The organism is Psychrobacter sp. AH5 (assembly GCF_040371085.1).
Classification (GTDB): domain Bacteria; phylum Pseudomonadota; class Gammaproteobacteria; order Pseudomonadales; family Moraxellaceae; genus Psychrobacter.
Window position 1 is genome coordinate 664,358 of the sequence record NZ_JAMBMT010000001.1, and the last position, 24,006, is coordinate 688,363.

Genomic DNA, 24,006 nt, shown 5'->3' on the forward strand with positions numbered 1-24,006 from the left:
TAGCACACTGTTTATTTTTTATCAGTTAGACCTGTATTTTTATAGACGATATTTATACCTTGTTTAGATCGATTTTAACTTAGGAAGTTATATGCCCAACTGGCCACCAGACCCTAACAAACGTCCTGATAATTCGGCAAATCAACCGCTACCTTTACAGCAGGTACCGGCCAATCAGCCAAGCGGACAAGAATGGCGTCTTATCGAAAAAACCTTATTAGCCAGTGTTGAAGAGCAGCGCCGCTCTAGGCGTTGGAGTATCTTTTTTAAGCTGCTGACCTTTGGTTATATCTTGTTGTTATTCTTTAGCTTCAGCCGAGGCTGTAGTACCAAAACGCCTACTGGTATTGAAGGAACTAACTCTCCACATCTGGCAGTGGTTGAGCTACAAGGCGTCATCAGCAACGGCGATATAGCCAATGCTTATGATATCAGCGAAGCTTTGACTCGCGCTTTTGAGAATAACAATGCAAAAGCGGTAGCTTTAGATATCAACTCTCCAGGCGGCTCACCAGTGCAGTCTGATGAGATCTGGCAAACGATGATGGATCTGCGCAAACAGTATCCTGATAAAAAGCTCTACGCGGTCATCGGTGATATCGGTGCTTCTGGTGCTTATTATATTGCTTCTGCAGCGGATGAGATCTATGTCAATCCATCAAGTTTGGTGGGCTCTATCGGCGTTATTATGCCAAGTTATAACATCGAAGGCTTGATGGATAAAGTGGGTGTCGAAGATCGCACTATTACCGCTGGCGAATATAAAGACATCTTAAGCCTATCGCGTCCGCTTACTGCTTATGAAGAGCAGCATGTTGAGAAGGTGCTAGCTAATACCCATAAGCACTTCATTAATGCGGTAAAAGAGGGCCGCGGTGATCGTCTCAAAAATCCTGAAGCTAATAAATTATTCTCAGGGTTATTTTGGACCGGCGAGCAGTCTATCGCTTTGGGCTTGGCCGATAAAAAGGGTAGTATTGCTAGCTTAGAGAAGCAATTGAAGCTTAATAACGTCGTGAACTACTCTCCTGTTGATCCGTTCCAGTTATTTATGGATCGTTTTGCCGTAAAATTAGGCGCTGGCGTGGGCTCAAGTATTATCCTTGATATGTTGCCGCAACAAGAGGGCAGTGCTGAGATGCGTTAGTGGTTTTAGTTAAGCTTTATGGTGTCAGTGTTGAGGCTGAGCTAGTAAATAGCTCAGCCTTTTGCTATAACTAACATTGATTTTTAGCTAGTGCTATCGTGGCTAGGTATAAATAAAATAGCGAGATTATTAAAATAATAGAGAGCCCGTCATGAGTGTAAATAACCCTGTAGCAAATAATCAAAACAACCATGAAATGCAGAGATTTTCGCAATTACCCGTATCAAAACTAACGCAAAAGCCGGTGCTACATTTTGCTCATGCTAATGGCATGCCAAGTGCCGTTTATGAGCCTTTTTTTGCTGGATTAGCTGAGTTTTTTACTATCGAATATATCCCAATGTTAGGGGAGACGCCTGGTTATCGAGTAGATGATCAATGGCGTAGTTTGACGCAGCAAGTCATCGATAGTGTGGCAGATGCTTGCGCGCGTCACGGTGTGGCGCAACTCGTTGCGGTAGGTCACTCTTTGGGAGCTATGTGTACTTTACAAGCGCTATACCGTGCGCCCAAGTACTTTAATCAAGCGGTATTAATGGATCCGCCTTGGATTTATGGGCGTAGTAGCTTATTTTGGCATCTGGCCAAAACGCTAGATAGATTACCAATGATGAATAATCGCTTGATGGATAAAATATCGCCATCAGGCATCTCCAAACATCGCCGTGATGTCTGGAATAGTCGAGCGGACGCTTATGAGCAATTACGCCATAAAGGTTTTTTTAAGCATTTTGATGAGCGTAGCTTTCAAGGATATATCGAGCATGGATTACATGAGCGCGCTGATGGCAAAGTGACTTTGGCTATCTCAAAACAAAGCGAAGTGGCAGTGTTTCGAACCAATCCATCGATGTATTGGTTGACGCCTAACAAAGGACCCAAGCCACCAGCTACGCTAATCATTGGCAAAGATAGTATCTTTTTAAAACGTAAATTCCCTCATAAAATAAAAGCGCGTTTGGGTATAGATTTTCAGACTCATGCCGGCGGTCATATGTTTCCGCTTGAGCATCCAGACTCAGTGTCAGCGCTGGTATTAGATATCATTGAGCAGCAGTTATCTGAGTAGTAGCAGACTTCATAGAGTAAGCCGTTCTATTAGTTTGCTTCGCCTCTTATCCCTTTGAGTCAATATTTATGCCAAAACTCACCCGCTTATCTGCTCAAACTCCACAGCCGCTATTCTCTCTTTTTGAAGCTATGGCGCTGCTAGTTGGTATGGTGTTTGCTTTTTTTGCCAGTCAGCTGTTAGGGGTTTATATTGCCGGCAGGCTGCTATTACCAGCGTTTAAAACGCAAACGGTAGCGGACGTTTTTTATCATGCTAGCGGTAATGGAACTATTGTTAGTAGCTCTATCTTCTTAAGTTTGCTGTTTTTGAGCGCTCTGATAGTGCTCCTTATCCGTTCAAAAGGCGGTAGGGTTAGTGACTATTTAGCACTAAAGCGCTTTAATTTGAAAGTAGCTATCGGCAGCTTTGGACTGTTATTGATATTTTTGATCGGCAGTCAAGCGCTGACTTATCTATTAGATAAATCGCCTTCACTATTTGTCGATCCTCTGTACCAGTCGGTAAGCTCAGTGTGGCTACTGATTATCGCTTTGGTGATTGTCGCGCCTATTTATGAAGAGCTGGTGTTTCGCGGGATTATCTGGTCAGCGCTCAAAGAGCAGTTTTCGTTGAGGTATGTCGCAAACTCGCTATCGCTAGCAGAGGCGAGAGCGAAGTCTGAGGCACATGGCGCGCTAATGGCTAGCTTGATCACCAGCTTAGTGTTTGCCATTATGCATTTGCAATACGGCTTGTATGAGATCAGTACTATCGTTTTGCTCGCCATGATATTTTGTTACGCTCGCTACAAATCAGGCTCACTATTATTGCCAATATTATTGCATATCTTTAATAACGGTTTGGCGATGGGGCAGTATTTATTATAAGTTTGTTAACTCAAAAAAAGGTTTTTAGCTTAAGCCATTAAACCTCAGGATTAAGCGCTAATACCTCAGCTGCCGCCGCTTCAACATCTTCTACTGTCAAACTTGGTTTACCGCTCAAAGCCTGTCGCCATCTGCGTGCTCCATTCAAGCCTTGAAAGAGCCCTAAATAGTGCCGAGACATAGTCGGTAACGCTTCGCCTTGCGCTATTTGCTGACGAAGATAAGGGTACAGCTGAGCTAAGATAGCAGAGCGTTTTGGTGCAGGCTCGCCCCATAAGCTATTGGCTTGAGCAAGCAGATAAGGATTGTGATAAAAAGCACGGCCAATCATTACTCCATCAATATATTGTAGATGGTTTTCGATATCCTGCACCGTCTCGATACCGCCATTAATCTCGATATCAAGCTCAGGGAACTCCTGTTTGAGGCGGTAGACATCCTCATAACGTAGCGGCGGTATTTCACGATTTTGTTTGGGACTAAGACCTTGTAGCAAAGCGGTACGAGCATGGACGATAAAACGGCTGCAACCTGCTGCTGCCACGGTTTCAACAAAATCCTTCATAAACTCATAACTATCAAAATCATCAATCCCAATGCGGTGTTTGACAGTTACCGGAATATCGACCGCCGCTTGCATGTGTTTGACTAAGCTTGCCACGGTATCGGGCTCTGCCATCAAGCAAGCACCTATCTTATTATGCTGTACGCGATCTGAGGGACAACCGACATTTATATTGACCTCATCATAGTGATGCTGCTGAGCAAACTCAGCGCACTGAGTCATCTCGGTGATATCGGCGCCGCCTAATTGCAAAACGAGAGGATGTTCGCGCGCATCGAAACGCAAATGCCGGGCGCGATTACCATGTATCAGCGCACCAGTGCTAATCATCTCCGTATACAGATAAACATGCGGATTAAACAGACGGGCAAAATAACGATAATCGGTAGTCGTCCAATCAATCATTGGAGCGACTGACAAGCGCTTATTGGTCATATCAACCATAACTATAAAACTCTTTTTAAAAATAAGGTGGCGTCTGGTTTTAGCAGAGCGACTTTAGCAACAGCCAAGGTTTAGAGAAATCAGCTTTTAGGCAACGCGATTTAAATAATACGATCCAGCTTTCTAGACTCAGGTAAATGATAAAAATATAGACCAATCATAATGCCTATAGCGCCAATAAAGGCGACATATAGCGCTGGAGAAAAGCTAATATATGAGGTGGCATAACCGAGAATAAAAGGTAGAGTTCCGCCAACAATGGCATACATCACATTGTAAGAGAAGGCTATACCCGTTAGACGTACGTTAGTTGGAAATAATTGAACAAAAATAGCCGGCACCATGCCGACAATACCGGCAAAAAAGCCTAAGAGCGCATACATAATCAAGATGTAATCACCGCCTGCTTGCAAATGATAATAAAAGGCGAACATCTGACCGATGAGCAGCACTGATCCTATCACAAGTATTTTACCAAAATTCTCATAATTGGAGAGAATACCGTAAAAAATACAGCCAAAAACCATAAAGATAATGCCTAAACTATGCGAAAAACCAAACAGATCAGTATCTAAAACAAAGCGTAGTTCAATCAAGCTTGGCAATAGTAATGCAACTACCGTAGTGATACTGGCAATGATTAGACTAAGCATAAGACCCAAAAATACCGCATGCTTACAGTATTTTAGTAGTAAAGTAAAAGGCTCAGTAATAGCCGTTTTATCCAAAGCTTTTTTTGCCTGCATTTCAATAAAAAACGGTGATTCGTTAATCAAACGCCAAGCAAATAGTGGCAAAAAGCTCAGTACGGCAGCTGAGATAAAAGGCACACGCCAGCCGTAGTCCAATAGCTGAACAGGCGTCATTGAGCCTGTTAGCCAGACAAAAAAGGCATTAGAAAATAACACGCCAACAAAGAAGCTAGCCGTTACATAGCTACAACCCACAGATAAATACTGGCGCGGCACTTGCTCAGCGATATATATCCAAGACAAAGGCACATAAACCCCAAACGCCATCCCCTGAATCAGCCGTAAAACAATAAACAAAATAGGAGCCATCAAACCCCACTGCGCATAAGTAGGCAGTACCGACATGGTCATCATACAAGCTGCGGTAACCAATATACTGATCAATAATAAAGGTTTTCTTCCCTTAATATCGCCATAGCGGCCAAAAATAACACCGCCAAGAGGGCGAGCTAAATAGCCGATAGCAAATAAGCCTAAACCTTGTAATCTAGTAACCCGAGGATCAACGTTTATCGGAAAAAAAGCAGAAGAGATATAATCTGCCATATACAAATAAATCAAAAAGTCAAAAAAAGTGATAGCACTAGTTAGGCAGACAAAAATCATCATATTTCTGTCTTTAGAAGACATTAGTGCATATTGGGGACGAGAAGGCATGGTTAGTTATTTTTCCGTATACAAGCAAAGCATTACAACGGCCATTAAAATAACCGTCTCTCCTAAAGCTAAAAAAGTTGAAAGGTTACGCGTTAATAAAGACAAAAGCGCTAAAAAGATAAACCTTTGATTTGGATTTAGCCAAAGTTATAGTAGCCAATCAATTGGCAACCAGGACATAATGGTCAGCCAAATATGGTCAGACAAACCCACTCGCGGCTCAGCCTCATAGATCTTTACCTCACCTTCCTCAATAGTGTGCCACTGCAGATGATTCTCATCGGTTAATTTGACCTCATAAGCCTGAGTCAATAGATCGGCACTTAGCGACTCATGGAGCTGGCGCGCGAGCTCATCATCATTAATAATGACCCCCATCTCAGTATTGATATTTGCTGAGCGTGGATCGACATTGTAAGAACCAATAAACACTTGATGATCATCAATAGCAAAGGTCTTGGCATGTAAACTAGTAGAGGATTGACTGCGAGCTTTCCAAAGCTTATTTTCGCGGTTCTCTTCGCTAGCTGTTGATTTTAACTCGTATATTTTTATCCCAGCTTTTAGCAGCTTAGGTCGCCATTGGCTATAACCCGAATGCACTGCGGTCACATCAGTAGCATCAAAAGAATTGGTTAGTATTTTTATAGTGATGCCGCTTTTGGCTAACTGTACTAAAGTATCCACACCATCTTTGGTAGGCACAAAATAGGATGAAATGATTGTCAGCTCTTTTGAGGGGCGACCTAGTAAGGTACGTAGCTGCTGCACCAAATTGGTATCGGTAGCCACGCTTTTGGTCAGCTTACCGACATCATCACTCAAAAATTGCATATCCGTCCAGCGAAAAGGAATACGCTTATTTAATAAGTCGGTATCAATGGAGGAGTCCTCAATAGCGGAGCGATAGACGGATAAGCTACTTTGGCTATCGTTTTTTTCATCCTCATCAAGCTGATCTAAACCGGCTATAAAATCAGTAGGTTTATCTTTATCAAAGCTTACCAAAGTTTCAATATCATAAGAGATTGGCGCTGACCAATAGCTACCAAAGCTGTTATCGATATCAGCGACCACTTTACCGATAAGCAGCACATCTAAATCTGCAAATTGACTATTTTGATCATTACTTAAGTATTCGTTACCGATATTACGGCCACCGATAATAGTGATTTGTTTGTCAAAAGTCATGCTCTTATTATGCATGCGCCGATTAATACGAGGCAAACCAGTGACAAAATTTAACGCCTGAAACTTACGATGCATCAGCGGATTGGCTATGCGTACCGCTATGTTAGGATGGTTTGAGAAGCGCAGCAACTGCTGATCTAAATCACTACTACTGTTAAAATCATCAATCAATAAGCGCACGATAACACCGCGTTCAGCCGCTTCCCACAAGTCTTTTAGCAGCAATTGACCGGACTGATCGTTATGCCAAATATAATACTGAGCATCGATAGTTCGATTTGCCATATCGGTTAAGACACTGCGCGCCGCAAAAGCATTGGCACCAGTAACAATAGGATGATAGCCTGACAAATCAGGGTGAATCTTGTTTTGCTCACTAATAGCCGCGACCAAATCAGTATGATTTACGCTGTTATTAATATCGCTATTCACGTTGTTATTTACATCGTTACTTATACTATTGGTCAGCTCTTGAGACTTTTTGGTCTCAGTGTCAAAGGTGCTGCTTTTGCCAGCTTCTAGCTCATTGGCAGCTTCCATATCGGTAGCGCTCTGCTTATCTTCTTTATCTATCGTATCTGCTACAACTGGGTCACTTACGGCGTCTGCACTAGCTGACGTCTCTATAGTGTTTTTGGCTGCGTCATCGCCCTGATTGCCATTTTGGTACAAAGCATTGACACGCGCAGACAAGGCTTTACTTTTTGGTAAATGCGCTACCTCAGGCAAACTTTGACAGCCTACCATACTCAAAGATAAGCCAAGAGTTAGGCTCAGCGTCATTCTATTTATATACCTATTTAACGACATAATAGCTTGGCCTCAATGGACTGAAGTTTTATTTAGCAGCGAAGTCAACTGCCATTAATAGCAATGCTTATGAGCCATAGCCAGTGTAAGCGCAGTAATCCCATGGTTATACAAAATTATTTTTGCCAAGCTTAGCAGGTACAAGGATATCTGCCTATAAAAAATACGTTAAGTTTTTTAATCAGCCGCTTTAACAAAAATTGTGTTTGGTAAAATGGCAGTTGCAAAAAAAAAGCTTAGCAGGTGTCTCAAAGCCAGAGGCATGATATGATATTGTGCAGCCTAAAGCCATGGCTAGCCCCTACATTAATAATCCTTTAGATAACAGTCACCACAGAATTAACTCTTACTACGGAACAACTATGAGCCAAACATCAACGCAGCAAAATAATGACGATAATGGTTTGGATAGCAATTGGCGCTCAGATGCCTTAGATTTGAGTCTTGATTATGGTATGCAAACCATCGCTGTGCGTGCCGGTCAACACCGTACCGATGAAGGCGAGCATTCAGAAGCTATTTTTACCACAAGCTCTTATGTTTATAGCTCAGCTAGTGATGCAGCAGCGCATTTCGATGGTACTAAGACGGGTAATGTCTACTCGCGCCATACCAATCCTAGTGTGCGCACCTTTGAGAGGCGTTTAGCGGCGCTTGAGAATGGCGAGCGCGCCGTGGCGACTGCCTCAGGTATGGGAGCTATTTTGACCATGTGTTTGGCTTATCTAAAAGCCGGCGATCATCTGCTAGCGGCCAATCAACTCTTTGGCTCCTCCATTGGCCTATTTAATAATTATATGGCCAAGTTTGGCGTAGAAGTCAGTTACGTCGATTGCTTTGATAATGACGCTTGGGCGGCGGCGGTGCAGCCAAATACTAAGCTTATTTATTGTGAAAGCCCCAGTAATCCGCTGGCGCAAATTTGTGATATTGGTTTTTTGAGTGAATTATCAAAGGCTAACGATATTTTACTGGTGGTGGATAACTGCTTTGCCTCTCCTGCTATTCAGCGTCCGCTTGATTTGGGCGCGGATGTGGTGATTCATTCGGCGACCAAATACTTAGATGGTCAAGGCCGTGTCTTAGGCGGCGCGCTTGTCGGTAGTGATAAGCTAATGCAAGAGGCTTTTACCGTCGTGCGTTCAGGCGGTATAAGTATGAGTCCCTTTAATGCTTGGGTATTTACCAAAGGGCTTGAGACGCTCAAATTGCGAATGAGGGCGCACTGCGCCAATGCCAATCAAGTGGCGCAGTTTTTGGTCAATCATCCTAAGGTAAGTCAAGTACATTTCTCTGGCCTAAAAGATCATCCCGCGCACAAGCTTGCCAAACGCCAGCATCATATGCAGGACGGGTTTGGCGCGATTATGGGCTTTGAGGTCAAAGCCACTGAGTCAGATGATGCCAAGGCTGCTGCTTGGCACGTCATTGACTCTACGCAAATGATCTCCATTACCAATAATTTGGGCGATGCTAAGACCACGATTACCCATCCAGCGACTACTACTCATTTTCGTTTGACTGCCGAAGCGCGTTTAGAGGCAGGCGTTAATGATAGTCTGCTACGATTGTCAGTTGGGCTTGAAGATGCTGAAGATATTATCAAAGATTTGGCACGCGGCTTAGACAGTCTGTAAAGATAACGTTATAATCAGCTCCATGCTTTACTGTTTTTATACCCGTTTTTTATTATAAAGAAGAAGAGACTATTATGAATATTCAAGCTTTAATGCAACAAGCACAAACCATGCAAAAGAAAGTTGAAGCCAATGTTGAGTCGGCCAAAAAAGAGCTTGCTAACAAAGAAGTACAGGCCGAAGCGGGCAGTGGTCTTGTCAAAGTCACTATGACCGGTCGCCATGTGGTCAAACGTATCACTATCGATCCAAGCTTACTTGATGATGAGCCTGATATGATTGAAGATCTCATCGCTGCTGCTGTCAACGACGCGGTTCGTCAAGCCGATGAGCTGTATGAACAAACCATGGCAGGCGCAACCTCAGGCATGGGTCTACCACCTGGTATGCAAGGTATGTTCTAAGCTTTTATATAAAGTTAACTAATAGGGTTAATTAGCACAAAAAGCTTATAAATATTGAATTTAGCAGTCAAAAAATGGGGTTGTTATCGCGATGATACGACCCCATTTTTATCACTAGAATCTAACTTATAGTGTCAATATTCTATAAAGTAGCAACACTAGTAAGAGAGACTAGTATAAATTTTTCTGGCGTACTGTGTCTATGCGTTTCGGGACTGACAGAGGCTGCAAAAAATTTATACCAGCCTCGCAGAATCTTCTTTATAACAGTGAAAGGATAATAATTTGCTTACTGCCAAATTCGATCAACTGGTCAAACAATTACGTGTCCTGCCAGGTGTCGGTCAAAAAAGTGCTCAGCGTATGGCTTTGCATCTGCTAACCAAAAAGCGACCCCAAGGTATGGCGCTCGCGCAAGCGCTGGATGAAGCGATGCGTGAGATTGTGGAGTGCCAGCGCTGCCACAGCTTTAGTGATGAGAGTATCTGTCCGTTGTGTCAAGATCCAAGACGCGATACTACTCAGCTTTGTGTAGTTGAGACCGCCGCTGATGTCATGGCTATCGAGCAAACGGCGGGTTATCGTGGTCTGTATTTTGTGTTGGGCGGTCATCTGTCGCCTATTGATGGTATTAGCGCTGATGATCTTAATATTGATCAACTGGTATGGCGCGTCAAAGAAGAGCCGGTAGAGGAGCTGATACTAGCTACAGGCACCACCGTTGAGGGTCAGACCACCGCCCACTTTATTAGCGAAGCGGTAACTCGCCATGTCAAAAAGATTACGCGCCTAGCACAAGGCGTACCGATGGGCGGCGAGCTTGAATACCTTGATAGCATGACGCTGGGTCAAGCGCTGCAAAATCGCTCCTTTTTATAATATTAAAATGCTTTATAGTTAGTAATTTTGCTAAAACCGCAGTTTGCTAGCTATTATTGTTATACTTACCAGTTTTTATCATAAATCTTATTACAAACTTTTCTTAATTTAGCAGGTATCTGCCCGTGTCAAGCCCTTCTTTAGCAACAACAGCAACAGCGCCAATCTCTCAAGATGATAGGGCTACTATTGACGATGAGTCCGTAGCCGCGACTTTTAATCCGTCCGATGCTTTGCCTGTCGAGCCTGATATTGATGCTTTGCTTGATAGCGCTGATGAGCTGCCAGTCACTTGGATCAAAGAGCAATCGCAACTGACAGCGGTCATTGCAGCGTTAGAGAGCTGCGGACGGGTGGCTTTAGATACGGAGTTTATCAAGCGTGATACTTATTATCCGCGTCTGGCGTTGGTGCAAATTAACGTCGGCGATCATATTTATTTATTGGATGCACCAAGGCTACAATTACAAGAATTATGGCAAGCTCTCATTGCAGTGGATGTAGCGATTTGGCATGCTTGTGGTGAGGATTTGGGTATTTTTTATTTGCTATCAGGTTGTCCGCCATTGACCAATATCTTTGATACGCAAATTGCTTTGGCTTATCTAACGGGGCAATTGCAAATGGGCTATCAGCAAGCGCTTGATGATCAGCTAGATATGCATATTGATAAGGAACATAGCCAGTCTGATTGGCTACGTCGTCCTTTGTCAGAGGAGCAAGAGCAGTACGCGATAGATGATGTGCGCTTTTTGCCAGCGCTGTATTTAAGCTTGGAGTATGAGCTAAAAAAGCAGGGTTTGTATGACTATGTTTGGGATGATTGTCAGCTTTATGCTTATGAGCTTTATGAAACCCAGCAGGTTGCCGATGAAGAGATGTACCTAACCATGGCGGATTATCGTTATACCTCGCAGCAAATGGCAATACTACAAGCAGTGGCGACTTGGCGCGAACAGCTAGCGCGCGCGACCAATCAGCCGCGTACCTTTATTATAAAAAAACAAGCGGTACGAGAGATTGTCACTGAAAAGCCTAATACTATGCGCGAGCTGGCGCACAAGACTACTATGCACCGTAGTATGCTCAGACTCTATGGTGAGGAGCTACTAGGTGTCATAAAACAGGCCAAAGATACGCATCCTGCTGAGCAGCCCCCGCGCTTACCTGCGCCTTATCGCTCAAAAAACAAGATACTCTCTAAAGCGGTGCAGCAACAGATTGATCTACAAGCAAAAAAAACAGCTATACCAGCCAATGTGTTGATGCGAAAAAAATGGCTCAGCCAATTATATGAAGTCATCGCCTATGACAAGGCTTTGAATGAAATGCCAGAGGGTTTGCAAGGCTGGCGTTATAAGTGGGTAACTCAGCAGTTAATACCTATTATTATTGAGCACAAAGCAGAATTACAGCAGGGCATGGGCGTTAGCGTCTAAACTCGCCATTTGCTAAAAAATACATAGCTTGCTTAATCACCTCTTTATTCATCAGCATTCCGGTATGCGTCACTGGCATTACGATATGATCAGTGGCGCTTACAAGTTTAGTCTCTGCTACATAAACAGTGCCGTCATGAGCTAAGCAATCATTGGTTATTGAGCCGTCCGCTTTACGCCGCTTATGATTATGATAGCTCAAAATAGGCTGACCGAGCCCTTGAGCTTTGTTGCCTGCAATGACGCCAAGCTCAATCCCCTCTGGCAGCGGCGCAACCGTGCCATCCAAAGCTTGCTCATACGACTTACCAACAATAATCGGCGCTAGTCGCCAAATATAATCGCCACTAATGCTACCATTATGCGGTGTGCCGAGTGTCACACAACGCCCAACTCTCCACTGTGGATAGTGAGCGACAAAGTCACGAATTATTAAGCCGCCTAAGCTATGACCCACTAGATCGATAGGCTCGCTAGGATTATGATTAGTCTCAAGCCAACTGTTTAGACGTGCGCTGTTAGTCTTGATATCGTCGCGCATGCTGCGGTAGCCAAACGTATGCGTCTTAAAACCTGCTATCTGCAAGTGCTTGGCCATAGGCCGCATAATAAATGGAAATTGATGTAGACCATGAATAAGGATAAGGCGGTTTTTTTGACTCATAGAGGGTTCCAAAAAAGTTAATAACAACGCTAAGCTAATAGTTAGAGTGACACGTTACTTTTTATTATGATAAATTTGGCATAAGCTGGGGCTTTAGCCCAGGGCTTTTATTCTACAAAATATAGCTTATGCTAGGCTAAGGTTAAATCGTTATTTATATAACCAAAACAGAAACCTCCAAATCAGTGGCTGACTTGGAGGTTTGTTTTTAAACTAAATTTGCTAAAGACTACATATAATTCTCGATGCTAGGGCAAGAACACATAAGGTTCTTATCGCCATAAACATCATCGATACGCCCGACACTTGGCCAGAACTTATTGGCGCGGATATACGGTAATGGGAAAGCGGCTGTCTCACGGCTGTACGGATGTGACCACTCTTCACTAGTGATAACAGCAGCGGTGTGCGGAGCATTGACTACTGGATTATCCTCTAATGTCCAACCCTCATCGCCTGATTTGGCTTTCATGATCTCCGCTTTGATCGATTTTAGCGCACTAATAAAGCGATCAAGCTCCTCTTTAGACTCAGATTCAGTCGGCTCAATCATCAGCGTACCGGCAACAGGGAAGCTCATGGTTGGCGCATGGAAGCCATAATCCATCAAGCGTTTAGCAATGTCGCTCTCACTAATGCCTGTCTCGTCTTTGAGCGGACGGATATCGATGATACATTCGTGGGCAACGCGGCCGTTTTTGCCTGCATAGAGTACCGGATAGTCGTCTTTGAGCTGATCAGCGACGTAGTTGGCATTTAGCAGCGCTAAGTTTGTCGCCTCAAGTAAGCCATCACGGCCCATCATGGTGATATACATCCACGAGATCGGTAGAATGCTCGCTGAACCATAAGGAGCGGCCGATACTGCTGAGCATTGATTTGGGGCGTTGTGTACTGGCACAACCGTGTGGTTGGCCTTAAACGGGGCCAAATGTGCTTGCATACCGATAGGACCCATACCTGGACCACCGCCGCCATGAGGGATACAGAAAGTCTTATGCAAGTTCATGTGTAGCACGTCTGCACCTACCTCTGCTGGCTGCATGATAGCGACCTGAGCATTCATGTTGGCGCCATCCATATAGACCTGACCGCCATGGCTATGAATAAGGTCACAAATCTTGCGGATACCTTCTTCAAACACTCCATGAGTTGAGGGATAAGTAATCATCAGCGCGCCTAGATTAGCGCTGTGCTCTTCGCATTTCGCGGTTAAGTCCTCAATATCGACGTTACCGTTGTCATCGGTTTTGACTACCACCACTTCCATACCCATCATAATAGCGGTGGCAGGGTTAGTACCGTGTGCCGACATAGGGATTAGGCAGATATTGCGATTGGTTTCTCCCAAGGACTCATGGTAGCGACGAATGGCTAGAATACCGGCGTATTCACCAGAAGCGCCAGAGTTTGGCTGCATAGAGATATCATCAAAACCGGTGATGGCTTTGAGCTGCTCTTGTAAGCTATCGATCATCTCAATATAACCTGAGACTTGATCGAGCGGTGCAAACGGATGGACATTAGCAAATTCAGGCCAAGTGATAGGCAACATCTCGCTAGTAGCGTTGAGCTTCATGGTACAGCTGCCTAGAGCAATCATACTGCGGTTCATTGCCAGATCTTTATCTTCCAAAGACTTTAGGTAGCGGAGCATCTCATGCTCAGTATGATGCGAGTTAAATACCGGATGGCTCAAGATATCATCGGTACGCAGATGCGCCTCATCTAATGAGACCGTAGCCGCCTCTGGTAGCTCATGCGCTTTATTAACAAATAGCTGGGTTAAGACTTTAAAGTCCTCTTCGTCACTGGTTTCACTAAAAGCCACCCCAATCTTGGTCTCATCAAAACGCCATAAGTTATAGCCGACGTTATCCGCGTTCTCAAAAATCTCTGTCGCTAGCTGCTCTGAACCACAATCGACGACGACAGTATCAAAGAACTGCTCATGTACCACGCTAAGTTTATTTTCACCGTTAGCCTTAATTACCTTGGCAAAAGCAGTCGCAAAGGCATGAATACGGGTAGCGATACGCTTGACGCCACTTGGGCCATGATAAACAGCGTACATACCTGCGAGGTTGGCTAGCAACACTTGTGAGGTACAGATATTGGAGTTGGCTTTTTCACGGCGAATATGCTGCTCACGCGTTTGTAACGCCATACGTAGAGCAGTATTGCCTTGCGCGTCTTTAGATACGCCAATGATACGGCCTGGCGCTGAGCGTTTGGCTTTATCAGTAAAGGCGAAGTAAGCGGCGTGCGGACCACCATAGCCCATAGGAATACCGAAACGCTGCGTGCTACCTAGCGCCACATCAGCGCCCATATCAGCAGGGGACTTGAGCAACACTAAGCTCATGATATCACTTACCACACTGACATAAGTTTTCTTTTCTTTTACTGCGCTGATGACGTCAGTTAGATCCTGAACATCGCCCTCTTTACCAACGTATTGGAAGATAGCGCCGAAATAATCGCCTGATTTGGCTAATTCAAAGTCACCGACGATGACTTCCCAGCCAAAGTACTTGGCGCGGGTATGAATGACATCTAAAGTTTGCGGATAGATACGCTCATCAACAAAAAACTGCGTTGATTTGCTTTTACTCATGCGCTTAGACATCGCCATCGCTTCCGCTGCTGCGGTGGCTTCGTCAAGTAGGGAGGCGCCTGCCATCTCAAGGCCAGTCAGATCGATACAAACTTGTTGAAAATTAAGCAAAGCCTCCAAGCGACCTTGCGCGATTTCGGCTTGATACGGGGTGTAAGCAGTATACCAGCCTGGGTTTTCAAGCACGTTACGCTGAATAACCGCGGGCATACGCACCGGCGAGTAACCTTGTCCGATATAGCTCTTATTGACAGTAACTTTGTCCGCCATCTTACGTAGCTTAGCTAAAGCGGCATGCTCGCTCATGGCTAGTGGCAAGTCTAGGTCTTTATGCAAGCGTACTGGCTCTGGCACCGTATCATCGATAAAGCTTGCCATGTCTTGGTAGCCAATTGCGCTTAGAAGATCAGCTTGCTTGCTTTCATTTGAGCCTAAGTGACGATATACAAATTCAGACTCATTGAATAAACCTTTAAAAGTATCGAACGTCGGTTTTTGAGAAGTAGTCATGACAGTCCTTATTAGCGTTTGAGAAGAGACGCAAAATTAAAGTACAAAATAGTAGTAGATGAATAGAATAAAGCCAAAGAATTAAACGTAATGTACCGATTGCTGTTGATTAAAGCGAAACTGCTCATGATAAATACCATTATCAGCTCGCTCGCCGGCACCAATCATCATTACGATATGATGGTCATCGGTAAGGTTAAGTAGTTGCTTCATAGCCGGCTCATCAAAACCGCCCATCGGACAGCTATCAAAACCATGTGCTCTTAGCGCTAGCATCAAGTTCTCTGCGGCCAAAGCGGTATTATTAGTAGCCCAGTTTTTGATATCGTCAAAAGTATAGTAGGGCGATTTGATAGGCCCTTTGACTTGTCTAAAGACTTTGGTAGCACTCCATTTGGCCGCTGAGATCACATTAACAGGACCACGTAAAAAGTCTAAGGTCACCACTTTGGTATAGTAGTCTTTGACCTTTTTGGGTACCGGCTGATCCGGATATTCCTTAAGGATTTGCTGAGCATTATCATGCCAGTTGTCAGTACGTGCTACCACTGCTATCAGGCGCGCTGCGGTTCTGGCGGCATTTTGATTCATACAGTTTTTGATCGCGCGTTTGCGCTTGTCAGTACTATCAATGACATAAAACTCCCAAGGCTGCAGATTGCTAGAGTTCGGCGCAAGCATAGCCAGACGCAGACAGTCTGCCATGACGTCATCTGGAATAGGCGTATCGGTAAAGCGGCGCACGGAGCGACGCGACTCAACCACTTGCGTAAAAGCCTCTAGCTGCGGGGTATGATTAGGCATAGCCAAATCGGTTTGAGCCGTTTGCTCGCTTTGATGAATTTGACGATTATTATCAATATCAGCAGTCATATCAGAATCCGGGCTTGTATTATGGGTAATACCAGTCTTATAGGCATTGTCAAGGCTTAGTATCACCAGTGCTTGTATCGACTTTTAGTATTGAGAGGCGGATAAGATGAATAGATTTTGAAAATTAAAATAGATACCAATGTACGTCAGCACACCAGTATCTACTTTTTATCAGGATAGATTACAGCTCGCTTTCGTACTCATCAGCGGTCAATAATGCTTCGTAGTCTTCCATATTGTCAGGCTTCATTCTAAAGAACCAACCTTCGCCATAAGGGTCTGAGTTGATGATTTCAGGATCGTCTTCAAGCGCTTCATTGATAGCTACAATCTCGCCTGAAAGAGGAGCATAGACGTCAGAGGCGGCTTTGACGGACTCAACGACTGAGATCTCATCATCAACAGCGATAGTATCGCCAACATCAGGAAGCTCAACGAATACCACATCGCCTAATAAATCTTGGGCATGATCGGTGATGCCGACAGTGATAGTACCGTCATCTTCTAAACGTAGCCACTCATGGCTTGCGATATACTTTAATTCTGCTGGGATATTGCTCATGGTTCTCTCCAAATAATAGAGGGTGGTTTGTAATAAATAACACTTTAATCAATTAACGCCGCTTTGTAAGCTAAAGACAATAATATCAGGCAAAGCAAAGTTAAACCAAATAATATTAGTCAAACTGCTGCTGACCATTACGTACAAAAGGTAATTTCAGTACGCGCACGTCGACGAATTTGCCTTTACCGCGTAGATCGATCTGTACTTTATCGTCCTCTGAGAGGCTAGCGGGTACGCGGGCAATAGCGATAGAGTTTTTTAGGCTAGGCGAGAAAGTACCGCTAGTAATGATGCCGGTTTGCTCATTATCTGTGCCTTGATTGATAGTGACCTCCATCCCTTCACGTAGCACGCCGCGGCTGGTCATCAATAGACCTACCTGCTTCATCGCAGTATTGTCCTCTTTTGCCTGCTTACGTTTACTTACTAGGGCTTCACGGCCAATAAAGTCGCGCTCATCTTTTAGCGCTAAAGTCCAGCCCATGTTGCACTCATACGGACTGACATTATCATCCATATCATGACCATAAAGGTTCATTCCCGCTTCCATGCGCAAGGTGTCACGTGCGCCAAGGCCAGCAGGCTTGATATCAGTATCCTTTAGTAAGTCAAAAAACTCTGGCGCATCATTGCCATGCATAATGACTTCAACACCATCTTCACCCGTATAGCCGGTACGCGCGACAAACCAATCTTGGCCTTCAATATCTGTCAAATCAGCACCCACAAAAGGCTTTAGAGCTGCTAAAGTATCCGCCCAGCTTGGTTTAGCTTGCGTAAGCTTCTCAACCGCTTTAGGACCTTGCACAGCTATCATCGCAAGCTCAGTACGCTCATTCAAAGTGACATCGAAGCCTTCAGCGACTTTATGGAACTGCGCCATATCTTTATCGCGAGTCGCGGCGTTTGAGACGATACGGTACGCTGTCTCATCTTCATTCATCAAGTAAACAATTAGATCATCAATGATACCGCCTTGCTCATTAAGCATAGGCGAGTACAGCGCTTTGCCTACCGTTTTGAGCTTATCAACATCGTTAGCTAGCAGCTTTTGTAACCAAGCTTTGCTATCTTTGCCAGCCACATCAACCACCACCATGTGCGAGACGTCAAACATCCCCGCATCAGTACGCACGGCTTCATGCTCTTCGATTTGTGAACCGTAATGAATTGGTAGCTCCCAACCGGAGAAATCAACAAGTTTGCCATTACTATCTACATGCGACTGATAAAGAGGCGTGCGCTGAGGGGCTTGATTAGCTGTAGAGTCGGTATTTTGAGTATTGGTATCGGTCATAACAAATCCTTGTGTTTATGCTATCTGGACTATAGAGAATTAATTCTTAATAGTACAAATTGAGCAGTTAAACAATAGTGAGAGACAAAAATGCAAGATGTAAACCTTACAATAAAGGGTGACACAAAATAAAGCCACACAAACAGACACTAATGGTCAATTTGTGTTTAAGCCCTATCTGTCCTGTGACCTGAGATTTTCAACAGACTATATAGCTATGAATTATCACTTTTATTAAAGCAAAAGTAATAGTCGCCATGATAGCCTATTTTCTCCCCTTCGGTGGGCAAAGCACTAATGGTCTTTGCCGCTCTCCAGATTTGTTATGCCATGATATGAGTGCTAATGATAATTTATTTGACTAATATTCAAACTTATCATTTGACTATAAATAGGCATGTGTTTTTCAGTCCTTTTACCTGAGCGATTAGCAGGGTAGATGCGCCTTCGGTGGTTGTGTGGTCATTGATGGCTATTTATTGGCTTAATCACAAAACTCTCTCCTGAAATACCCTTTTATTATGAAAGGTTCATAGCTGTTTTACAAGGCATCACCGCCTTTAATAGCAATTAATTTTTAAAATCGTGGATTATAGCTGTCTTTTTTGGCTAACTATCTACTAACTAAAAGTCACTACTGATAATTAGCCGAATTATGCTAGGCTACTGAATAATAATTTTGATAGCTTTTATAACCTTAACAAGCTTTGATAACTTGGATTGTTTTATAACCGTTTAATAAATAGGTGACACTGATGCATTGTGATATTTATAAATTTCCCAAACACTCTGATATGTACGTTTATATCGCTCGTCCTGATTATCCTGATGATACCGATGAGATTAGAGACTGGCTAAGTGTTTTGCCCAAAGATTTTAGAGCAGGACTAGGTGCTAGTCAGTTCGTTATGCACTTAGATTTAGGCAATACCGAAAAACTTGCTCGCGTAGACAAAGCAGAGGTACTAACCAAACTACAATCGCAAGGCTACTTTGTGCAAATGCCGCCACAAGATGTGATGCGCCGGCAAGCTGAGATGCGCGCGAAAGAGGCGCAAGATAATAAGTACGATTGATAAAACCTACTCTCGTAGCTTAGCTTGATAGTCAGTGCACCTTTATCTTAACTCGTGATAAACTAGCGGCTTAATTTGGGCAATTTTATCTCTTTAGGCAAGACGCTACGAGAGTAATCTGCCACCAGATCTACGAACGCAGGTAATTGAATACGCATGGATTGGTTAAAAGGTCTTTTAAACAGTTTGCCATTAGAGCAGCTCAGCGAAATACTTGGTGAGATTGTGATTTGGTGGAGTCAGATGGTCAAAAATGTACCGCCTGCTGACTTGCCTATGTATGCTTATTTGGGTGGCACGGTAGTCGTACTGCTATTGTGGATATTGGTTGCACGTATTTTGCCAAAACCGCTTGGCGGTATGAGCTGGATGGTAATATTTGCAGTGCTACTAGCCCCTGGCACCGCTCTTGGTGAGCAAGGCGAGATTGCCCCTGCCAGTATTGGCGTGGTCTATGCGCTAATGATGAAAGATACGGTAGGCGCGGTTAATAATGCGCTGCCTATCTTGATCGTTTTAGTAGTTGGCCTGTTTATTGGCTTTGTCTGGCAGCTAATTCGCGGCGCTTTTGAATCAAGCCTTGATAAAGCACGGCGTAATAGCGCTGAGGATACCCAGGCAAATATGCAATTAGCTACGGGTAATTATCTAGAAGAAAAGCATACTGAACATGCCAATACCGTACCGATAACAGCGGTGGATGCTACTGTTGCTGAGCATTCTAAAACCTCTGAGCCGGCGGCAAAAAAACCCGTAAAAGGCTTTTATAGTAAAACCGAAGAGCCGCTACTCACTAAAACTTCTAAAACCTCAAAGAACGAAACCCTAGATAAACAAGACACGGATAATAAAAGCTAACGTCAATAGGGTATAAAGATAATAAAGACACTGTAGAGTGTCTTTTTTTTGCGCGGTTTTTATATCTTAGATTAACACACCAAGTGCAACGCTAATTAATATTATAGAACGCCTGCATAGGCGTCTTAAACCCTAATCGTTTTCTTGGTCTGTTGTTTAGTTTGTTCTCAATGTCCTGTATTTCATTATCAGAGACTTGTCTAAAGTCACAACCCTTAGGCAAGTACTCTCTGATAAGGCCATTGGTATTCTCGTTGGTTCCTCGCTGCCATGACGCATAAGCATCGGCAAAGAAGAAAGGGCTAAAGAGCTTTTGTTTCACCTTCTTATGCTGAGCAAACTCTTTACCATTGTCAGAGGTAATGGTCTTAACCTGCAAACTCACTGGCGCTAAGAGTTCTATCATTGCCTCTGATACTTGCTGTGCTGTTTTATGACCCACACGCTTCATCTTCAGCAGCCCCGTTTTACGTTCAACGAGCGTGACAATCGCTTGCTTGTGATGCTGACCGATAACGGTATCCGCTTCCCAGTCACCAATACGTGAGCGTTCTTCAACAATACAAGGGCGCTCATGAATCGAGACTCTGTCATTGATACGGCCTCGAGTCTCAGCGGTTAGACGCTGCCGGTATGGTTTGGCTTTACGTCTGAGACACTGCCACAATGTGCCACCCTGCCTCTTATCACGCCAAATATAGCGATAAATGCTCATATGACTGATACCAGCATGAACGCCAGATATTTGCTCAGGACTCCAGTTCTCTTTAAGCTTGTCTGTCACCCATGCCCAGATGTCAGCCACAATAGTTGTGGCGTTGTTAGCCCGTCTGTCACAAGCCTTGTTATTAGCATGCTTTGCTCGGTAACCTCGTAGGCTTTTATTGCGTCTAAGCTCTCTTGATATGGTACTGGGACTTCTGTTTAACTCTCGAGCTATGAAATTAATACTATGTTTTGCCCCTATTAGGGCATAAATCTGGTATCGTTCCCCTAGGCTTAGATGCGTATAGCTCATGGTTGCAATCTCACTTTGGTCGGTGGATAAAGACTTTGATGCTAGCGCATCTAGGTCTTTTTTTCACCTGCTCTTTGAAATTGCACTTCATGTGTTAATCTAAGTATTAAAAAAGCGCCAGCTATTAGCCATCAAAAAAGCAGTCACTACTGACTATAGTTGATTCACTTTAAAACTGATAAAGTGCGGCTGGAATGAATTTTGCGCAGCCTCTGTCAGCGTAGACACAGCACGCAAGGAAAATTTATACCAGCTGCACGGTTAATATTGGTGTATCGATTTTATTTCGTACTAACTACACCGGAACCAAAAATTGCAAACCCATCAGTATTTTGGTCTAAGCAAGGGCTATGCTAATCTAAAGCTAATATTAAACGCCCTATACCTTTTATATAAAAAACCTTAACTGAGACTACTTTTATGACAAATAACAGCAAAAAAAGCTTTACCGGTACCGATACTTATATCGCAACTGGTGATCTACAATTAGCCGTCAATGCGGCAATGACCTTGCAAAAGCCGCTGCTCATCAAAGGCGAGCCTGGCACCGGTAAGACGTTGCTCGCCGAAGAGGTGGCCGAGAGTTTAGGGATGCCGCTGATTACTTGGCATATCAAATCAACCACCAAAGCTGAGCAAGGCTTGTATGAGTACGATGCGGTATCGCGTTTGCGCGACTCACAATTGGGTGATGATAAAGTCTACGATATCGGTAATTACATCAAGCCGGGTAAGCTGTGGGAAGCGTTCACTAGTAAACAGCGAAGTGTGCTCCTCATCGATGAAGTCGATAAAGCCGATATTGAGTTCCCCAATGACTTATTGCATGAGCTAGATAAAATGTCTTTTTATGTCTATGAGACTGGCGAGACTATCTCAGCTGAGCAGCGTCCGGTAGTGATTATTACCTCAAATAATGAAAAAGAGCTGCCCGATGCCTTTTTGCGTCGCTGCTTCTTTCATTATATTGACTTCCCAGATGAGCAAACCATGCGCCAAATTATTGAGGTGCATTTCCCCAATATCCAAGAAAAACTGGTCAATGATGCACTCGATATCTTTTATAAGCTGCGCAATCTACAAGGTCTAAAAAAGCCGCCTTCAACCTCAGAGCTAGTCGATTGGTTAACCCTGCTATTGGCTGATGATATGGCACAAGACGAGCTTGAAGAGAACTTGCGCGGCGAAAAATCGATTCCACCGCTCTATGGGGCACTGCTAAAAAACGAAGCCGATGTCAATCTACTGCAGCGCTTTGCCAATATGATGCGTCGTTAGAAGGTAAGCCGCTTAAAGTTATTTTTGAGTAAGCTTGATTCCATTTAATGACAATGACAGCTAATAAGTGAGGCCTGATCATGTTTGTAAAACTATTCTACACCTTACGTAGTTACGGCGTGCCAGTGACCACTCGTGAGTTACTCGATCTCAATGCCGCGCTTGATAAAGGGCTGATGATGCAGCCGCATCCTGAGGATGCAGATTTGCAAATCTTTGCTAGCCGCGAAGATATGTACCGGCTTATTCGTCTGTGTATGGTCAAAGATGAGCGTCACTTTGATAAATTTGATCGGGCGATGGCCGATTATTTTGATGGCGTTGATAGCCTTGATATCGATGAGCTGATGAATAAGCTGACGGACATTCCAAAAGAGTGGCTCGATCTCAAGCTGGATCCCAAAAACCTAAACGATGAGCAGCGCCGATTATTAAAAAAATACGGCTCGCTTGAGGAGCTGATGAAGGCGCTTGAGGAGCGGCTCAAAGAGCAAAAAGAGCGACATCAAGGCGGCAGTAAATGGGTCGGCACTGGCGGCAGCTCGCCGTTTGGCGCTTATGGCGATCATCCTGAAGGCGTGCGCGTCGGCGGTGAATCGCGCAAAGGTAGCGCGGTAAAAGTCTGGGAGCAGCGCAAATATCGTAATCTCGATGATGACAAGCAGCTTGGCACCCGGCAGATCCAGATGGCACTTCGCAACTTGCGCCAGTTCGCGCGTACCGGCAGCGAGGATGAGTTAGATATCCACGAGACTATCAAACGTACCGCCAAAAAGGGCATACTCGATATCCATATGCAGCCTGAGCGCCGTAACCGTGTCAAGGTGCTGATGCTGTTTGATGTTGGCGGTAGTATGGATATCCATGTCGAGGCGCTAGAGAAGCTGTTCTCTGCGGCAAAAAACGAATTTAAAACCTTAGAGTTTTTTTACTTTCATAATTGTCTTTATGACTATGTATGGGAAGACAATAGCCGTCGCCACAGTAATCCGATGCCCACTTACGAGCTACTCAACAAATACGGGCGTGAGTACCGAGTCATCTTTGTAGGCGATGCCTCAATGTCGCCTTATGAGCTGTTTTCAGTCGGCGGTAGTGTTGAGTATATGAATAACGAGGCAGGGGTGGTATGGCTAAAGCGGGTGCTAGCTCATTTTGATAAAGTCGCTTGGCTCAATCCTGAGGAAGCAGCCTTTTGGTCTTATACCCAAACCATTACTGAGATAAGACAACTCTTCGACAATCATATGTACCCGATGACTTTGCATGGGGTTGAGGAGATGACCGCTTATCTAGCTCGCTAGCTTATGGCAGATAAAACTCTAACATCCCATAATCGTTATCTAAGGATAGCGATTTTTTATGTCAATTTTAAATTCTATAATAA

Annotated in this window: 20 protein-coding genes and 2 riboswitches; of the genes, 11 read left to right on the forward strand and 9 right to left on the reverse strand. The window is 44.1% G+C overall.

The features are described from left to right. Window positions 1-91: 91 nt before the first annotated feature. The 3 genes from sppA to M0N77_RS02870 all read left to right on the forward strand — a co-directional run bounded on the left by sppA (window position 92) and on the right by M0N77_RS02870 (window position 3,085). A complete protein-coding gene (gene sppA / locus M0N77_RS02860) occupies window positions 92-1,147 on the forward strand; it encodes a signal peptide peptidase SppA (RefSeq protein WP_353103361.1) in 1,056 nt (351 codons plus the stop codon). Between the two features lie 196 nt (window positions 1,148-1,343). Beyond that, entirely contained in the window at window positions 1,344-2,216 is an 873-nt protein-coding gene (locus tag M0N77_RS02865) for an alpha/beta hydrolase (protein ID WP_353105550.1), read from the forward strand. A gap of 68 nt (window positions 2,217-2,284) precedes the next feature. After that, the gene (locus M0N77_RS02870) at window positions 2,285-3,085 is read left to right on the forward strand and encodes a CPBP family intramembrane glutamic endopeptidase (protein ID WP_353103363.1); all 801 of its coding nucleotides are present in this window, start codon (window positions 2,285-2,287) and stop codon (window positions 3,083-3,085) included. 37 nt (window positions 3,086-3,122) lie between these two features. On the opposite strand, the gene dusA is transcribed toward M0N77_RS02870, so the two are convergent. From dusA to M0N77_RS02885, 3 genes are all read right to left on the reverse strand, one after another. Further along, on the reverse strand, window positions 3,123-4,094 hold the full coding sequence (gene dusA / locus M0N77_RS02875) for a tRNA dihydrouridine(20/20a) synthase DusA (RefSeq protein WP_353103365.1): 972 nt from the start codon (window positions 4,092-4,094) through the stop codon (window positions 3,123-3,125). A gap of 101 nt (window positions 4,095-4,195) precedes the next feature. After that, complete coding sequence (locus M0N77_RS02880) at window positions 4,196-5,455, reverse strand: MFS transporter (RefSeq protein ID WP_353103366.1); 1,260 nt, start codon at window positions 5,453-5,455, stop codon at window positions 4,196-4,198. Between the two features lie 195 nt (window positions 5,456-5,650). Continuing rightward, the gene (locus M0N77_RS02885) at window positions 5,651-7,477 is read right to left on the reverse strand and encodes a phospholipase D family protein (RefSeq protein WP_353103368.1); all 1,827 of its coding nucleotides are present in this window, start codon (window positions 7,475-7,477) and stop codon (window positions 5,651-5,653) included. Window positions 7,478-7,866: 389 nt separating this feature from the next. On the opposite strand from M0N77_RS02885, the gene M0N77_RS02890 reads away from it, so the two are divergent. From M0N77_RS02890 to M0N77_RS02905, 4 genes are all read left to right on the forward strand, one after another. Next, the gene (locus tag M0N77_RS02890) at window positions 7,867-9,141 is read left to right on the forward strand and encodes an O-succinylhomoserine sulfhydrylase (RefSeq protein ID WP_353103370.1); all 1,275 of its coding nucleotides are present in this window, start codon (window positions 7,867-7,869) and stop codon (window positions 9,139-9,141) included. A gap of 74 nt (window positions 9,142-9,215) precedes the next feature. Next, window positions 9,216-9,545 (forward strand): YbaB/EbfC family nucleoid-associated protein, encoded by a 330-nt coding sequence (locus M0N77_RS02895; protein WP_353103372.1) that lies wholly within the window; start codon window positions 9,216-9,218, stop codon window positions 9,543-9,545. A 285-nt stretch (window positions 9,546-9,830) separates the two neighbouring features. Further along, window positions 9,831-10,424: a recombination mediator RecR gene (recR, locus tag M0N77_RS02900; protein WP_353103374.1), complete on the forward strand. Its 594-nt coding sequence runs from the start codon at window positions 9,831-9,833 to the stop codon at window positions 10,422-10,424. Between the two features lie 125 nt (window positions 10,425-10,549). Beyond that, entirely contained in the window at window positions 10,550-11,863 is a 1,314-nt protein-coding gene (locus tag M0N77_RS02905) for an HRDC domain-containing protein (RefSeq protein WP_353103376.1), read from the forward strand. Here M0N77_RS02905 and M0N77_RS02910 read toward each other — a convergent pair. The 5 genes from M0N77_RS02910 to gcvT all read right to left on the reverse strand — a co-directional run bounded on the left by M0N77_RS02910 (window position 11,853) and on the right by gcvT (window position 18,389). Continuing rightward, complete coding sequence (locus tag M0N77_RS02910) at window positions 11,853-12,527, reverse strand: alpha/beta fold hydrolase (protein ID WP_353103377.1); 675 nt, start codon at window positions 12,525-12,527, stop codon at window positions 11,853-11,855. The two genes, M0N77_RS02905 and M0N77_RS02910, sit on opposite strands and share 11 nt — an antisense overlap. A gap of 229 nt (window positions 12,528-12,756) precedes the next feature. After that, a complete protein-coding gene (gene gcvP, locus M0N77_RS02915) occupies window positions 12,757-15,654 on the reverse strand; it encodes an aminomethyl-transferring glycine dehydrogenase (RefSeq protein WP_353103379.1) in 2,898 nt (965 codons plus the stop codon). Window positions 15,655-15,735: 81 nt separating this feature from the next. Beyond that, window positions 15,736-16,458: a nitroreductase family protein gene (locus tag M0N77_RS02920; RefSeq protein ID WP_353105551.1), complete on the reverse strand. Its 723-nt coding sequence runs from the start codon at window positions 16,456-16,458 to the stop codon at window positions 15,736-15,738. Window positions 16,459-16,708: 250 nt separating this feature from the next. Continuing rightward, a complete protein-coding gene (gcvH, locus tag M0N77_RS02925; protein WP_353103381.1) occupies window positions 16,709-17,089 on the reverse strand; it encodes a glycine cleavage system protein GcvH in 381 nt (126 codons plus the stop codon). 115 nt (window positions 17,090-17,204) lie between these two features. After that, complete coding sequence (gcvT, locus tag M0N77_RS02930; RefSeq protein ID WP_353103383.1) at window positions 17,205-18,389, reverse strand: glycine cleavage system aminomethyltransferase GcvT; 1,185 nt, start codon at window positions 18,387-18,389, stop codon at window positions 17,205-17,207. Between the two features lie 168 nt (window positions 18,390-18,557). Further along, window positions 18,558-18,717, reverse strand: a riboswitch (glycine riboswitch). Between the two features lie 69 nt (window positions 18,718-18,786). Then, a riboswitch (glycine riboswitch) is annotated at window positions 18,787-18,905 on the reverse strand. Window positions 18,906-19,144: 239 nt separating this feature from the next. Here gcvT and M0N77_RS02935 point away from each other — a divergent pair. Both M0N77_RS02935 and M0N77_RS02940 read left to right on the forward strand, forming a co-directional pair. Further along, entirely contained in the window at window positions 19,145-19,465 is a 321-nt protein-coding gene (locus tag M0N77_RS02935; RefSeq protein WP_353103385.1) for a YcgL domain-containing protein, read from the forward strand. A 156-nt stretch (window positions 19,466-19,621) separates the two neighbouring features. Then, window positions 19,622-20,323: a hypothetical protein gene (locus M0N77_RS02940; RefSeq protein WP_353103387.1), complete on the forward strand. Its 702-nt coding sequence runs from the start codon at window positions 19,622-19,624 to the stop codon at window positions 20,321-20,323. Window positions 20,324-20,414: 91 nt separating this feature from the next. Here M0N77_RS02940 and M0N77_RS02945 read toward each other — a convergent pair whose 3' ends face one another. Beyond that, window positions 20,415-21,341, reverse strand: coding sequence for an IS30 family transposase (locus M0N77_RS02945; RefSeq protein WP_353103389.1), 927 nt, complete (start codon window positions 21,339-21,341; stop codon window positions 20,415-20,417). Window positions 21,342-21,761: 420 nt separating this feature from the next. Between M0N77_RS02945 and M0N77_RS02950 the strand changes: the two genes are divergently transcribed. Together M0N77_RS02950 and M0N77_RS02955 are read left to right on the forward strand one after the other, a co-directional pair. Beyond that, window positions 21,762-22,619, forward strand: a complete 858-nt coding sequence (locus M0N77_RS02950) for a MoxR family ATPase (RefSeq protein ID WP_353103391.1) — start codon at window positions 21,762-21,764, stop codon at window positions 22,617-22,619. A gap of 80 nt (window positions 22,620-22,699) precedes the next feature. Continuing rightward, the gene (locus M0N77_RS02955; RefSeq protein WP_353103393.1) at window positions 22,700-23,923 is read left to right on the forward strand and encodes a VWA domain-containing protein; all 1,224 of its coding nucleotides are present in this window, start codon (window positions 22,700-22,702) and stop codon (window positions 23,921-23,923) included. The last annotated feature ends 83 nt before the right edge of the window (window positions 23,924-24,006 follow it).